This window comes from Myxococcus vastator (genome assembly GCF_010894475.1).
Lineage (GTDB): Bacteria > Myxococcota > Myxococcia > Myxococcales > Myxococcaceae > Myxococcus > Myxococcus vastator.
This window is the reverse complement of sequence record NZ_JAAIYB010000207.1, coordinates 1-13871: the sequence shown is the minus strand read 5'-3', so window position 1 is coordinate 13871 and position 13871 is coordinate 1. Positions and strand designations below refer to the sequence as shown.

Annotated in this window: 9 protein-coding genes and 1 pseudogene; 3 read left to right on the top strand and 7 right to left on the bottom strand. The window is 62.6% G+C overall.

Going from position 1 to position 13871, the window contains the following annotated elements; all coding sequences use genetic code 11:
* Window positions 1-200 (bottom strand): annotated as a pseudogene (locus tag G4D87_RS20665) (hypothetical protein); the annotation flags it as partial.
* Between the two features lie 112 nt (window positions 201-312).
* Here G4D87_RS20665 and G4D87_RS20660 point away from each other — a divergent pair.
* Window positions 313-1275, top strand: coding sequence for a hypothetical protein (locus tag G4D87_RS20660; RefSeq protein ID WP_163783784.1), 963 nt, complete (start codon window positions 313-315; stop codon window positions 1273-1275).
* Window positions 1276-2172: 897 nt separating this feature from the next.
* Complete coding sequence (locus G4D87_RS20655) at window positions 2173-3321, top strand: IS4 family transposase (protein WP_163783783.1); 1149 nt, start codon at window positions 2173-2175, stop codon at window positions 3319-3321.
* A 93-nt stretch (window positions 3322-3414) separates the two neighbouring features.
* Here G4D87_RS20655 and G4D87_RS20650 read toward each other — a convergent pair whose 3' ends face one another.
* The 4 genes from G4D87_RS20650 to G4D87_RS20635 form a co-directional block, all read right to left on the bottom strand.
* Window positions 3415-3858 carry a hypothetical protein gene (locus G4D87_RS20650; protein WP_163783782.1) on the bottom strand — a complete coding sequence of 148 codons (444 nt, stop codon included), beginning with the start codon at window positions 3856-3858 and terminating at the stop codon, window positions 3415-3417.
* Entirely contained in the window at window positions 3855-4661 is an 807-nt protein-coding gene (locus G4D87_RS20645) for a hypothetical protein (RefSeq protein WP_163783781.1), read from the bottom strand. The genes G4D87_RS20650 and G4D87_RS20645 overlap by 4 nt, the downstream gene beginning before the upstream one ends.
* 791 nt (window positions 4662-5452) lie before the next feature.
* Window positions 5453-6604, bottom strand: a complete 1152-nt coding sequence (locus tag G4D87_RS20640; RefSeq protein ID WP_443192652.1) for a competence protein CoiA family protein — start codon at window positions 6602-6604, stop codon at window positions 5453-5455.
* 1107 nt (window positions 6605-7711) lie between these two features.
* Window positions 7712-8320 (bottom strand): glutathione S-transferase family protein, encoded by a 609-nt coding sequence (locus G4D87_RS20635; RefSeq protein ID WP_163783779.1) that lies wholly within the window; start codon window positions 8318-8320, stop codon window positions 7712-7714.
* A 193-nt stretch (window positions 8321-8513) separates the two neighbouring features.
* Between G4D87_RS20635 and G4D87_RS20630 the strand changes: the two genes are divergently transcribed.
* A complete protein-coding gene (locus G4D87_RS20630; protein ID WP_163783778.1) occupies window positions 8514-9704 on the top strand; it encodes a DUF6348 family protein in 1191 nt (396 codons plus the stop codon).
* A gap of 66 nt (window positions 9705-9770) precedes the next feature.
* On the opposite strand, the gene G4D87_RS20625 is transcribed toward G4D87_RS20630, so the two are convergent.
* Together G4D87_RS20625 and G4D87_RS20620 are read right to left on the bottom strand one after the other, a co-directional pair.
* On the bottom strand, window positions 9771-10781 hold the full coding sequence (locus tag G4D87_RS20625; RefSeq protein WP_163783777.1) for a ribonucleotide-diphosphate reductase subunit beta: 1011 nt from the start codon (window positions 10779-10781) through the stop codon (window positions 9771-9773).
* Window positions 10782-10857: 76 nt separating this feature from the next.
* Window positions 10858-13374 carry a ribonucleoside-diphosphate reductase subunit alpha gene (locus tag G4D87_RS20620; RefSeq protein WP_163783776.1) on the bottom strand — a complete coding sequence of 839 codons (2517 nt, stop codon included), beginning with the start codon at window positions 13372-13374 and terminating at the stop codon, window positions 10858-10860.
* Between the last annotated feature and the right edge of the window lie 497 nt (window positions 13375-13871).

Genomic DNA, 13871 nt, shown 5'->3' with positions numbered 1-13871 from the left:
GCGCTGCCGAGCGCCAGGGGGCGGAAGGCCCACAGGATGCTCCCCAGGCGGGCGGAGAGCAGGGTGGGGCCGTAGCCGAGGACGATGGACACGGGCCGTGCGCCCACGGTGCTGGCCACGGCGGCCTGCGCCAGCGCCCAGAGGGCGTTGACGGCGAAGAAGAGCATCCAGAGCCAGAGGAGTTGGGACAGGCGGTCCATGCGGTGCGTCCCTGTCTACCATGACCCGGGGTGGCCTCCATGCGCGGGTGGGGCACCAATCACCCTGGAGCGTGGCGCCGCGTCTCTGGTAGGCATCCGGGCCGAGGAACTCATGGCCTACGGCATCGCGAATCACCTCTGGATTCATGGGAGCCCGGACCGGTCCAGGGTCCGTCAATGGATGGACGCCGCACTGGGGACGTCCTTCGGGGAGCAGCCTCGGAGCGACATCGTCGTCGCGGACGTCTTCCAGTTCGGGCCGGCGCTGACGCTCATCGACGTGCAGGTGCTCGGAGCGCCGCGCGTCGTCGAAGGCGAGGCGGAGGCGGCGGAGCAGGACGGCTTCCTGACGCGCGTGGCCAGCCTGGCGAAGGAAGCGGGCTTCAAGTGCACGCGGGTGTGGATGGGCGACGTGGGCACCATGGCGTGGGAGCTGGAGTCCCAGGGCGAGGAGGGCGTGCCCACCGGTGCGAAGCGGGAGGACGAGGCGCTGAGCACGCTGGGGGCGGACGGGTGGACCGTGGACCCGCTGGCGCCCGTGGTGGCGCGCGAGGTGATTCGGAGCATCGTCAAGCTGCCGCTGGAGGAGGTGCACCACTACATCGACTGGGCGGTGAGCTGCCGCAGCGCGATGGCGGCGGGGACGCCGGTCGAGGGCTTCAACCTGACGCGAGCGTCAAGGCTGATGGCCACGCACTACCTGGTGTGGAAGGGGAAGGTGCTGCCCAAGCCGACGCCGGTGAGCGAGATGGCGCCGAAGCTGGGCAGGGCCCGGAGGATGCGCAGGGCGGCCACGCTGGTGCCTGCCGCGCGCGTCTGGGGGCTGGTGCTGCTGGTGGCCTTGGTGGTGCCCGCGGTGCTGTACCACTTCATCTTCGCTCCGCCGGTGGAGAGCCCGGTGACGGGCTTCGTGCTCAGCGGGGTGATGACGCTGGTCTGGGCCCTGTTTGCCCTGGTTCGGTTTGATGACTTCCAGGGGCGGCCGGTGCGCTTACCGTGGCGGCTGGCGCTGTTCGTCGGTGGCCAGCTCGTGGTGGGGGGGCTGATATGGTGGCTTCATGGGATTCCGCGTTAACAGGCGAAATGTCAGGGCACCGTCAGCGGTGGTGATTGAGCGTAACGCGATTGAGCCCGTTTCCGCATAGACGCGAGATCTGAGGGATTTAAACTCGTTGAGCTAGGAGGGCGCTAGATGTTCGCTTACCAGAGGTCAGTGCCGACATACCGGGTGGTAACTGGGCATGCTTCAAGTGCTCTAGATACACTCAGGCGGGTTGTGGGGCAGCATGCGCGTTATAGTTATCATCTTAAGATAGGATTTACTTCCAGGCCAGAAGGGCGCTGGAGAGAGCATAAATTTTCTGGTTGGGAGGAAATGGTCGTTCTCTATCGAACTGTCAGTGTGGAGTCTGCCAAAATGGTGGAGTCCAAATTGGTCAACCATTTGTGGACAAATTGGGCTCAAAGTCGACTGCACAATACTCGCGGTGGCGGTGGTGGAAACTATAGCGATGGAGCGCAGTATGTCTATCTCCTGCAATCCGCGGCTTGGCGGAAGCGTGCCTGTTGCCCCGGGATGTGTGATGGATGCCCGAAGGATCCCTTGGAGGGGTGACTCTGACTCGACTTTCGCCCTTTCGGCTGGGTGAGCCAAGCAGGAGGACGAGGGAAGGAAGGGCTGAGGGTAGGAGAAGAGCGGCCATCGGGGCCAGCTGAGTGAGATGTCGGGCACGACACGCCTCCGCCCTGATGGATCCCCTCATTTAGCGAGTTGATCAGCAGGCGCCCGGCAGGCTGCTGCGTGCGAAGACGGTGGTGCTCGGACAGAGACGTGGGCCACCTGAGTCGTCCCCTCATTTGAGCCGAGCGTCAAGGGCCGTCCCCAGCGGTTGGCTGGTGCCGGAGCCGCGCGGGAAGCGGCAGTGAGGCGCGCGCTTTTCGGCGCCAGAGGTTGTCCTGCATCGTGCGGAGCATGTCGAAATCCATAACGCACGCCGAGGTGCATCGGTTCATTGAGGAAGCCGTCGGCCCGGACACCCATGCCAAGCGTGTGCTGTCGCTGTCCAATGCCACCTTGGGCGCCGTGCACGCCGCCAGCCTCTCGGTGAAGGCCATCGGACTGGCGCTCTCCCAGGCGCGGGGGTTGGAAGGCAAGCACGCCATCAAGCAGGTGGACCGACTGCTGTCCAACTCTGGCGTCGACGTGTGGCGGCTGTTCGCGCAGTGGGTGCCCTTCGTGGTGGCCGAGCGCAAAGCGGTGACAGTCACCATTGACTGGACGGACTTCGAGTCGGACGACCACACCACGGTCGCCATTCAGCTTGTCACCCGACACGGCCGCGCCACGCCGTTGCTGTGGAAGACGGTGCCCAAGAGCGAGTTGACCGGGCAGCGCAATGCCCATGAGGCCGCGTTGCTGGAGCGGTTGCACCAGGTGCTGCCCTCCGACGTGGAGGTGACGGTGCTCGCGGACCGAGCATTCGGAGACGTCGCCCTGTATGAATTGCTGGACAGACTCAGCTTCGGCTACGTCATTCGCTTTTGTGGCGTCGTGCACGTCGAAAGTGCCGGAGGGGAGGTGCGCAAGGCGAAGGAGTGGGTGCCCCCGTCGGGCCGCCCGAAGTTGCTGCGCGGAGCGCGCGTCACCCAGGCCCGTTTCGGCGTGGGTGCCGTCGTCTGCGTGCACCAGAAGGGAATGAAAGAGGCCTGGTTTCTGGCGGCCAGCAGCAAGCAAGCCACTGCCACCGAGTTGGTGAAGGCCTACGGCCGTCGCTTCACCTGCGAGGAGACGCACCGGGACATCAAGGACTTGCGCTTCGGCATGGGCCTGTCAGCCATCGCCATCGGCACCTGCGAGCGCCGCGACAGACTGTTGCTGCTGTCCGCCTTCGCCATGGCTCTGCTGACGCTGCTCGGCGCCGCGGGCGAAGCGACGGGGCTCGACAGGAAGTTCCGCGCCGACACCCGTAAGACGCGCGAGTACTCTCTCTTTCGGCAAGGCATCATCTACTACGGCGCCCTCGCCAACATGCGAGAGGAGTGGCTCCGCCCCCTCATGGAGAAGTTCGCCGAGCTCATCCGCGAGCAGGCCGTCTTCCGCGAGGCATTCGGCTTCATTTGATTCGAATGAGGGGACGGCTCAGGGGTAGTGGTGCTCGCCGCTTGGTGTTTTTCGCATTTGTTGATTGCCAATCGGACGGTGTCTTTCTGGGCCCTATGCGTTGTTGATGATAGGTCTCTGGTCAATAGCGAGAATGTCGTACTTGCCACCACCTAGGTGGAAAATCTCCTTAGCTTCGATTCGTGTTACTCGGTAGACGAGAAGCTTGATTTGCATCGATAGAGTGCAATGTCCGAACGGCAGAATATAAATGTTCGTCCATTCTTGGCTTTTGAGCTTTTGGGAGAGGCGAGTCAGAATGTCGGCATATTGGGACGCAATTACATTCATCGAAGAGAAGTCCAGGTTGCCCTCAGAGGCCAGGAACACTTCGCCTTGGAGTATTTCGCTTGGTAGGGGGTGGATTCCTACGTTTGAAATGATGGTTAGCGTGTGGGAGCGATCGCCTGCGGATGTGTCAATTCTGTTCAGTTCGCGCGTGATCCATTCTGCGCCATTGCGGTTGACCAGTAGCCGGAGAATGTCTTTGTCGCTCATTGAATTGGCTTCTTGTGGGTTTTGATGAGGTTGGTGATGTCGTCAGAGAAATGTCGGTACAGGGGGGAGCCTGCGTCAAGACGGATGCTGGGTATTTTTGAGTATCCGCTTGAATTGCGATAAGGCTTTATCCAGATGCACTGCTCTGTGAGTACAAATGAGTACCTGAGTACGACGCGGTGCTTCAGTATTGCGATTAGCTTCTTCGCTGAGCGGTCGATGGGGCCGAGTCGATTGATGATGGTCTCTTGCTCGGAGCCCATTCGCGTGGGGGTGATGGGCTCGATTGTTTTGATGTAATTTGCAGCATCACTCGTCGAGTCGAGGATGAGAATGGTTGTTTTCTTTCCGGCGGCGCATCTTTTTTTGAGTTCTTCGCTGTGTCGTGAAAACCAGCCAGAGCTGTAGTGGGTTCCGATTATGAGCGTTTCGGCTGTAGGGATGTCGTTCTTATGATCGATGGACTTTGAGTCCATTTGTATGTGGGAAATGCCGCTCTCGCGTACGGAGACGCTCGACATTGTTTCCTTGATAATTTGGCTCAACATGTCCTGCCTTGCTATTGAGTCAAAAAGCCACTGCAGGGCTATGAGTGAGAAGGTGAAGATTCCGATGTTTGTTATTTGTTGTTCGTAGTTCAATTTTAGAAGGTAAGTTTGTGTTGTGGAGTTTGCTGGCAAGGCGAGTCTTATTGCGTCCTGTATTATTGCGCTCAGAAACGGGGATAGCAGTGTTAGGGCTAGGCCGGAGATTATCAGTGTTATCAGGCCCGCTTTGGCGGAAGGGGTTAGTTTGTTTGACATTGTCTTTTGAGGTCTGACTGGTGTGTTCTGATGGGCCAATACGCATGATTCTAAGGCTGACGAGAGATGGAGAGCAGTTTCTGCGACTGTCCGTCCGTTTGCTGAATGAACATTGCCCGCGCATTGGCCTCTGTGAAGGCGCGAGCATGGTCCTGTATGTGGAGGCATATATCCACCTCCACGGATGCCGCCTGCTGGCCGGGCCGGTGCGTGCGCGCGAGCAGTTGCTCCGCGCGAGCAGTTGCTCCCATGTGGCGCCATCGCAGGGAGGCGTCACTACAAGGTTTCGGCAGAACTGCTGGAGATTTTTCCCTGTCGCGTGTGCCTTGATGCTCGCCACTATCGCTCTCCTCCCCGTCTCTCGGAGAATAGATGCTGAAGCTACCCTTCCACCACCGTAGAAAGGTACGCCCGCAGCCTTTGTGATGCGCTCCCCTAGTTCCGAGTATTCCACCCAGATGATTCCGACGTGGGTCCGAGTCCACTCGGCGGCGTCTTTCACGATAAAGTCCGACACCCAAACGGCTTCGGGCGCGGGCCGGACGGCGGCATGAATCTCCGCCCACTCTGGCCACGTCGCCGGTAAGGATCCGCTCACAATTTACAGGGACCACCAAGGGCTACGCCCAGCGCTTCCCTCGATCAACGTTCATGAGCACCGTTGTAGCCCGGTTTGGACGCGGCGATGCTGGCGGTTGTCCCGAGCGCACCAGGGGCCCGGATGGGCGTGGCCGATGTACTGGCCTTTCGCTGTACCCATCCTATTGGTGTGTGAAGTCCGGAGGGGCTGCCTACCAGAGACGACGGGTAGCGGGCCCTTCAAGGGTCCAATTGAGTGGGACTGGCGGCGCCCACATGAAGGGTGACCCGTTGAGGTTTAACACCACCTGCTCAAGAACGACCACCTCATGTCGCCTGTTCTTAGCCCAGGCTATTCCGTCCTCCAAAGATCCCATGTGTTGCCGTATTCCTTGCTGGCTACCAACTTGGATCTCGTCGCGTACCTCAAACGAGATCTCTTCGGCACCCGTGACGTAGTTCCGCGTGCGCGTTTTCACGATGAACCAGGGGTGTTTCTGGAGTGTTGCAAGCGTTGTGTGGATACTGTGCGCGCTGGGCTCGGCAGGCCTCTTGTATGGAACCTCTTGAGGTCCATTCCCCGTGGGATTCCCTTGTGGAGACTGTGAGCCCCGCGCCGTAGGTAGATCCACTCGGACATGTGGGGCGCTGCGTACGGGCCGCTGGGCTTCCGCCTCGCGCCTGAACGTGTCGACCTGCTGCGACGTGAGCACGTCGATCCGGGCCTGTTCCTCCCATAGCCGCCGCAGGGTCGGCGTGATGAAGCTTTGCCCCTCAAGGCTGCACTCAGAAAGGGCGTCCGCCTCGAAGTGCATGCGAGTATCGTCCTGAGAAGCAGGGTGCCGCCAGCACCAGCCATCCTGCCTCATCGTTATGGGCAGTTTTTGACGGCTATCACTTGTCTCCAACGTGGACGGACTCACTTCACGACGGCTTATTGTCCACGCCGTCGCAATCGCTCCGCCATCCATTCCCTCGGGTGCAATCCAAAAGCACTGCGCTCCGAGTTCGATGAGACGGCGTTGCGTCTGGCCCATCTCCACCAATGGCGGTTCTCCTGAGTGGTGCCTCGCATTCACAAGGTGAGGGGGGCGATGGCCCAACAACCAGACATCGATGATTCCGAGGTCGCAGTATCCCTTGTGCCGCCGGTGCGCTTCCTCGGGAGAAAGCGCTGCATACTGGATCTCAATTGCGAACCGGCGCTCCTCTAGGGTCACGAGAACATCGGCTATCTGCCCATTTTCGACCTTCGCTTCCTGTTGAACCTGTGCACTGGGATAGCGCTGTCTCGCCCATTGGAACACGAGGTTCTTGCCCAGAATGTGGAAGTAGCTTTCGGGGTGATGGACTGACTTTTGCATTCCGCGCTGATGGACAAAGCAGTGTCTCCGTTTGCCGCTCCGGGTGGTGGCAAATTGAATGCCGCAGTCTGGATAGGGACACCAGAGATGGCCCCCTTTGCAATCGGAGCGAAGCGTTTCCGCCCCGCCGTCAGGCAAGAACAGCAAGGGGGCATCGGTACCGAGTCGCCTGTCTCTCGCGTAGACGAACCTGGGTTCGCTCTCTAGAAACAGCGGTCTCCGATGCCGCGTCTTCGTATCCTCTATCAACGTGAAGCCCTCCCCTAATGCAATCACTGCGAATGGCGACGATATCACGTCGATCCTGGCTGGGCGTCAGGTTTCCGGGGGCGACTGTCTGCGTTCTCTGGGGTCGGCCCCTGGCGGCAACCACCCTTCACTCCGCTAATTGCGCCTCAAGCAATCTCTCCTGACGGAGCGATGCTCCAGCCCCTCGTCTTCCATCCCGTGCGCCTCTGCAACCACCCGAAGCTCCTACGCGGACGTCCACATTGAGCGTCAAGGTAGATGTCGCGTGATAGCCACGAGGACCCCATGTTCGCGTAGGTGCAGTGCAATCCAGTTGGCCTCGACCTCTGTGCCCGACCAGAGTTCATTCAAAGGTGCGCGAAGCAGGCGCGCGGCCGCATTAAGATCAAGCTCAAGTAGGCGCCTCATCTCTCTTGCGGCCTTGTTGCGGTGGGCCGCATTCAAGAGGTGCAGGCTCCATTGCCCTTGAGTCTCAATGAGCGCGCTGCGGATCTGGTCTGGCGGGAATCCGACGTCATCCTCCTCCACGGCATTTCCGCAGTGAGCACATTGCATCGACCGTGACCACCGTAGTTCCTTTCTTGCTCCGATTGACTGGCAGACGCTCCATCTAGCGTCATGGCCACACGTTGAACAGTGTTCGCTCTGGTGAGTCACTGAATTCAGTCCTTAATTCATTCGTATGGCTATGGGGCGTCGAGTGGTCCTCGTCCGGAGCCGGCTTCTCTGCTGAGAGATGCGTGCCCGGAATTGCTCATATTCGAATGCGGTGGTCGAACGCCTTGAGAGGCGAGCCTGATTGTCGGTCTGTGGAGAGGCGTCTCCGGCTTTTGCGAGCCACCTTGAGCCGCAGAAAGGTTATCCGCCGTAGCCCTTCTTTGCGGCAGGGCGTTCTAATAGGCGATTCAAGTAGGCCCTCAACGTCGGCATGTCATCACCAATTTGCTCCGTCCTCTTGGCGAAGTAGAGCACTCCCCCCAGCACCACGTCGGCTGCGGAGAACGTGTTGCCGAGTATGAAGTTTCGCCCGTTCATGCGCTCTTCGAGCACCGAGGCCACTGCTTTGAAGCGTTTGCTGGCGCGGGCGACAGCTTCACCGGAGCGCATTGCTTCAGGCAGGAAGAGGGTGTGCTGTGCGATCGCGATGAGCGGTTGCTCCATCTCAGTCATCGCAAAGAGGACCCACTGGTAGTACTCGCCGCGCGCGTTCGAGCCCACTGGCGGAGCCAGTCGCTTCTCGGGGTACTTGTCCGCCAAGTGCATGATGATGGCAGCGGACTCGAAGAGGGGGGCGCCATCGTCCTCAATGGCCGGTAATGCGCCCAGCGGATGCACCTTCAAATAGGCGGGCTGCTTGTGCTCGCCCTTCCTCATGTCCACCGGCTCCATTTCGTAGGGAATGCCTAGTTCCTCAAGCATCCAGCGGACTCGCGTGGCACGGGACTGCTGAAAGAAATAGAGCTTCATAGGCGACCTCCCGGACAGGTGGCGTCTCGTCCCCAGTATCCCTCCTATCGCGTATCGGCAGGCAATACTCCTCTGGGAGTAAGGGTTGCGCCTGGTGCAAACGCATGCGTCAAGCCAGAGGTGGGGCTTCTTTGACCGCGTCGGGCGCGTCTGGGTCTGCCTGTGCGTGTGCGTTATGCTCCCAGGACCCGATATGGACGCCATCCCTGCCTCTGAACCACTGCGCGACTTGATCGAAGCTCACGGTGTCCAGTGCCATGAGGAAGGGGAGTGGCTGCGCCTTGGGCAGACCGGGCCCCGCGCCCGTGCTTGGTATGTGCAGCCGTCTGGAACGAACCCGGAGCAGTTCGTACAACTGGATGTGGCAGTCGAGCTGTGGGCGGGCCGGATCCTGGGGGAGTCGGTCGTCGGCATCGGGGCGTCTCCGACAGAAGCCCGGCAGAGCGCCTACCAGAGCTTTGCCGCAGGCTCGCTGCACGTGCTTCTGGGCGCCTTGCTCAGTGCGCCATGCGAGCACATCACGGTGGAGGAGTGGAACGTCGGCGGCATTCCCCGCCGTGTGTTCCTCGGGCAAATCGTGACGCGCCGCATGGGCGAGTCGGACGCGCCTCCGCCTGAATGGACCGATTCACTCAAGGGGGCACTGGAGTCGCTCCCGCTCACGACAGGAACGCACTGGCTTCGCATCTACTTCGCTCAGAGCGACGAGGAGGTCATGAAGCTGGAGGTTCTCCTCGACAACGAAGAGTGGCCAGAACTGCAGGCGGCCCTCGCGAACGTTCCATGGCCCAAGGCGCAGGGATTCCTCAGCCACCGCTTGTTCCTGGTCCTCGAGGGGGGCGTTGACGTGAGCCGCGCGGTTGCGGCGTTCATCGAACCCCCCGATCGGGACATCGAAGAGATCCGAAAAAAGCTCCGCGAACAGGGGGCATCGGTCCTCGAGTCGGACAAGCTGGTGTCCTTCATCCCCGAGGCCTTTGGATCCGTCATCGCCATGAAGCTGGGCGCGACGCCCCCCATGGCGGCGCAGTACATGGAGGGGCGCTCGCCCTGGCGGCACGAAGCCTTGCTGGCGCAAGAGCCGCTCTGGCGGGAGTCAGTCCGGCTGGGCGAGCTGGCGGCCGCGGGAGAGACGCTGACGCGCGGCCAGCTCATGGCCGTCGCGGGACGGAGTGCCGTGCTGAACGCACTCAACAAGTTCCTGCATGACGGCGCTATCCCCAATGACGTGAAGTTCACCCCGCTGCTCGTCGGGCTCTCCCCGGAAGGAATGCAGGCGATGAATCAAGAAGTCGCGGCTCGCGCCCCTGCGACTCCGCCCGTCCAGGCGCTGGAGGAGGGGACTCCCGAGCCTCCGAAAAGCCCGTGGTGGAAGTGCTGGTGACCCGTCCGCGCGCCGCCCTCAACCGGGGCGCCTGAAGCCGCGCCCCGGGACACAGCGCACAGCGACTCAGAACGCCGCGTCGAGGACCACGTCAGTCGCCGCGCCAACCCCCACGGCCACCTGGTACGACGACACGCGGCGCTCGAAGAAGTTCGTGAGCTCCTGCACGTCCTGCAGGTCCATGAAGTGCAGCGGGTTCTTCGTGCCGAAAATCGGCGTCATGCCCAGCATCTGGAGCCGCTGGTCCGCCACGTACTCCAGGTAGCCGCGCATGTCCTGCACGGACAGGCCCATGACGCCGCCGCTCAGCAGGTCCTGGGCGAACTGGAGCTCGCACTCCACGGCTTCGCGGAGCATCGCCACCACGTCGCGCTCCATCTGCGCGTCGAAGAGGTCCGGCTCCTCCTTGCGCGCCACCTGGATGGCCTCGTAAGCAAAGGCCATGTGCGCGCTCTCGTCCCGGAACACCCAGTTGGTGCCCGCCGCCAGGCCGTTCAGCAGGCCCTTGCTGCGCAGGAAGTACACGTAGGCGAAGGCCGCGAAGAAGAAGAGGCCTTCAATGCAGCCCGCGAAGCAGATGAGGTTCAGCAGGAACTGACGCCGGTCCTGCTTCGTCTGCAACGTGTCCATCCCCTGGATGCTGTCCATCCACTTCATGCAGAAGCGCGCCTTGCGCTGGATGGAGGGGATGTTGTCGATGGCGGCGAAGGCCCTCGCCCGCTCGGCCTGGTCCGGCACGTAGGTGTCCAGCAGCGTCAGGTAGAACTGGACGTGCAGCGCCTCCTCGTAGAGTTGGCGCGACAGGTACATCCGCGCCTCGGGCGCGTTCAGGTGCTTGTACAGGTTCAGCACCAGGTTGTTGCCGACGATGCTGTCTCCCGTCGCGAAGAACGCCACCAGCCGGTGGATGAGGTGGCGCTCCGCGTCCGTCATCTTCGAGCGCAGGTCCACCAGGTCCGTGGAGAAGTCCACCTCCTCCACGGTCCAGGTGTTCTTGATGGCGTTCCGGTACATCTCGAAGAACTGCGGATACGCCATCGGGCGCAGCGTGAGATTCAGGCCAGGGTTCAACAGCATTGCTTCCGTGCTCCTCGCGCTGCGGCGCGGTGTCTCAGACGTTCTTCTTCAAGCCAAACCGTCAGCGTCCCCAGGCCTACTGGCAGGCCTCGCACGCCTCGGGGTTCTCCAGCGAGCAGGCCACCGCCTCGGCCTCGGTCGCCTTCGCCACCGGAGCAGGGGCCGCCGACGCCATGCTGGCGCCACCCCCCGTGCCCACCGTCGCCTTGGCGATCCGCGTCGCCGGACGCGAGCGCAGGTAGTACGTGGTCTTCAGGCCCTTCTGCCACGCGTAGAAGTACATCGAGGACAGCTTCCCGATGTTCGGCGTCTCCACGAAGAGGTTGAGCGACTGGCTCTGGTCGATGAACGCCCCGCGGTCCGCGCCCATGTCCAGCAGCGCGCGCATCGGCAGCTCCCACGCCGTGCGGTACACCGCGCGGAGGTTCTCCGGCAGCTCGGTGATGTCCTGCACGCTGCCTTCCGCCATCTTGATGCGGTTGCGGACGTTCTCGTTCCACAGCCCCAGCGCCTGGAGGTCCCGCACCAGGTAGCGGTTCACCTGGAGGAAGTCCCCCGACAGCGTCTCGCGCTTGAACAGGTTCGACACCTGCGGCTCGATGCACTCGTAGCAGCCGACGATGGACGCAATCGTCGCCGTGGGGGCGATGGCAATCATCAGCGAGTTGCGCAGGCCGTGCTTCATGATGCGCTGGCGCAGCGCGTCCCAGCGCGCCGTGTCCTCGGGCACCACGCCCCAGTGGTCGAACTGGAGCTCGCCCTTGGCCGCCCGCGTCTCCGGGAAGGACTCGTGCGCGCCGTACTGCTCGGCCAGCTCGCACGACGTGGTCAGCGCCGCGAAGTAGATCTCCTCCGAAATCTTCTTCGACAGCGCGCGCGCCTCCGCCGAGTCGAAGGCCAGCTTGAGCTGGAAGAAGACGTCCTGCAGGCCCATCAGGCCCAGGCCCACCGGGCGCCAGCGCTTGTTGGACGAGGCCGCCGCGGGGATGGGGTAGTAGTTCAGGTCGATGACGCGGTCGAGCTGCCGCATCGCGAGCTGGGCGTTGACGCGCAGCCGGTCGAAGTCGAACTTCCCGTCCACCAGCATCCGGCTCAGGTTCAGCGAGCCCAGGTTGCACACCGCCGTCTCACCCTGGCTCGTCACCTCCAGGATTTCGGTGCACAGGTTGGACAGGTGGATGACGTTGCCGGCCTTGCCCGTCTGGTTGCTCTTGCGGTTGCTGATGTCCTTGAAGGTCATCCAACCGTTCCCCGTCTGCGCCAGGCACTTCATCATCCGGGCGTAGAGGTCACGCGCCTTCACCTTGCGCATGGCCAGGCCGTCGGCTTCGGCCTTCGCGTAGGCCTGCTCGAAGGCGTCGCCGTACAGGTCCGTGAGGTGGGGGACGCGCTTGGGGTCGAACAGGCTCCAGTCGCCGTCCGCCTCCACGCGCTTCATGAAGAGGTCCGGCACCCAGTTGGCCAGGTTCAGGTTGTGCGTGCGGCGCGCGTCGTCGCCGGTGTTCTCACGCAGCTCCAGGAAGTCCTCGATGTCCGCGTGCCACGTCTCCAGGTACACGCAGCACGCGCCCTTGCGCTTGCCACCCTGGTTCACCGCCGCCACGGAGGCGTCCAGCGTCTTCAGCCAGGGGACGATGCCGTTGGAGTGCCCGTTGGTGGACTTGATGAGCGAGCCACGCGCGCGCACCCGGTGGTACGCCACGCCGATGCCGCCGGAGAACTTCGACAGCATCGCGATGTCCGAGTACTTCTTGTAGATGGCGTCCAGCTCGTCCGCGGGCGAGTCCAGCAGGAAGCAGCTCGACAGCTGCTCGTGACGCGTCCCCGAGTTGAACAGGGTGGGGGAGCTGGGCAGGTACTCCAGCGAGCTGAACAGCCGGTACAGCTCGATGGCCTCGTTCACGTTGTCGCCGCTGAGCGCGCTGGCCACGCGGAGGAAGAACTCCTGCGGCGTCTCCAGCACCTCGCGCGTCTGCGGGTTCTTCAGCAGGTACCTGTCGTAGACGGTGCGCAGGCCGAAGTACTCGAAGAGGTCGTTGCGCGACGGGTCGATGGCCGCGTTGAGCTTGCGCGCGTTGGCCTGGACGAACTGGAGCAGCCGGTCCGCGATGAGGCCGTGCTTGTGGCCCGCCGCGACGGACTGGCTGAAGGAGTGGATGTCCTGGTTGCTGACCTCCTTCTGGATGAAGGTGGCCAGCAGGCGCGCGGAGAGGCGGCCGTACTCGGGCTCCTCCACGATGAGGGCGGCGGCCGTCTGGATGGAGAGGCTGTCCAGCTCGCGCGTCGTCGCGCCGTCATACAGGCCGGAGATCGTCTTCGTGGCCACGCGCATCGCGTCCACGCGGGGCAGGCCCACGCAGGAGCGGCCCACGGCGCGGACAATCTTGTTGAGGTCCACGGTCTCCGTGCCGCCGTTGCGCTTGCGCACCCGCATGGAGGTCGCGCTGAAGTCGCCCGCCGTGGGCTCGGAAGCAACCGCGCCCGAGGCAGCGGCGCCCGTCGGCGCTGTCGTCGTCGCCGGCGTGGACGGACCGGAGGAGACGGGCGGGACAGACATGTTGGCGGAAGGCTTCACGGGCGTATCGAAGTTCACGAGCGGCTCACTCCAGACAAAAGCAGGGCGCTTCGGACAGACACGAGGCCTGTCCAGGGAAGCGGGTTTCCCCACCACGTTACTGGAAAATTGTTCAGGTAGGTCCCGTTCCGGCGGGACGGGACTAGCGGCTGGAATCGACGGCGTGTCTGGGGGGATTTATCGGCCAGACCGATGTTGTAAGCAAGAAACCCACAATCCCTCCTCTTCCCCGCGCCCAGCCACATCGGCTGGTGGGGCGCCATCGACCAGACACAAGCTATGGGGGGGTATCCAGCCTGTCAACGCGAGATCTAGTGCTCGGCCCGGCATGGACCGTGCAATCTATGATCGATCTCCGAGCCGATCTCGCAGTCATTCGGTGAACAGTGCGTGACCCCTCCCAGGAACGTGGAGTGTGGGCCTCCTGGAATCCACCGTGGACGGTCAGAAAGGGCCCTACGGAGGGGTTGGAACCACACCGCCCGCATCCGTCCCGGTGGGGGCCTGGGGGGCCT

What these genes read in the sequence shown, in the direction of transcription:
- G4D87_RS20660 (WP_163783784.1), top strand. Translation starts at nt 313, where the DNA reads ATGGCCTACGGCATCGCGAATCACCTCTGGATTCATGGGAGCCCGGAC.
- G4D87_RS20655 (WP_163783783.1), top strand. Translation starts at nt 2,173, where the DNA reads ATGTCGAAATCCATAACGCACGCCGAGGTGCATCGGTTCATTGAGGAA.
- G4D87_RS20650 (WP_163783782.1), bottom strand. Translation starts at nt 3,858, where the DNA reads ATGAGCGACAAAGACATTCTCCGGCTACTGGTCAACCGCAATGGCGCA.
- G4D87_RS20645 (WP_163783781.1), bottom strand. Translation starts at nt 4,661, where the DNA reads ATGTCAAACAAACTAACCCCTTCCGCCAAAGCGGGCCTGATAACACTG.
- G4D87_RS20640 (WP_443192652.1), bottom strand. Translation starts at nt 6,604, where the DNA reads ATGCAAAAGTCAGTCCATCACCCCGAAAGCTACTTCCACATTCTGGGC.
- G4D87_RS20635 (WP_163783779.1), bottom strand. Translation starts at nt 8,320, where the DNA reads ATGAAGCTCTATTTCTTTCAGCAGTCCCGTGCCACGCGAGTCCGCTGG.
- G4D87_RS20630 (WP_163783778.1), top strand. Translation starts at nt 8,514, where the DNA reads ATGGACGCCATCCCTGCCTCTGAACCACTGCGCGACTTGATCGAAGCT.
- G4D87_RS20625 (WP_163783777.1), bottom strand. Translation starts at nt 10,781, where the DNA reads ATGCTGTTGAACCCTGGCCTGAATCTCACGCTGCGCCCGATGGCGTAT.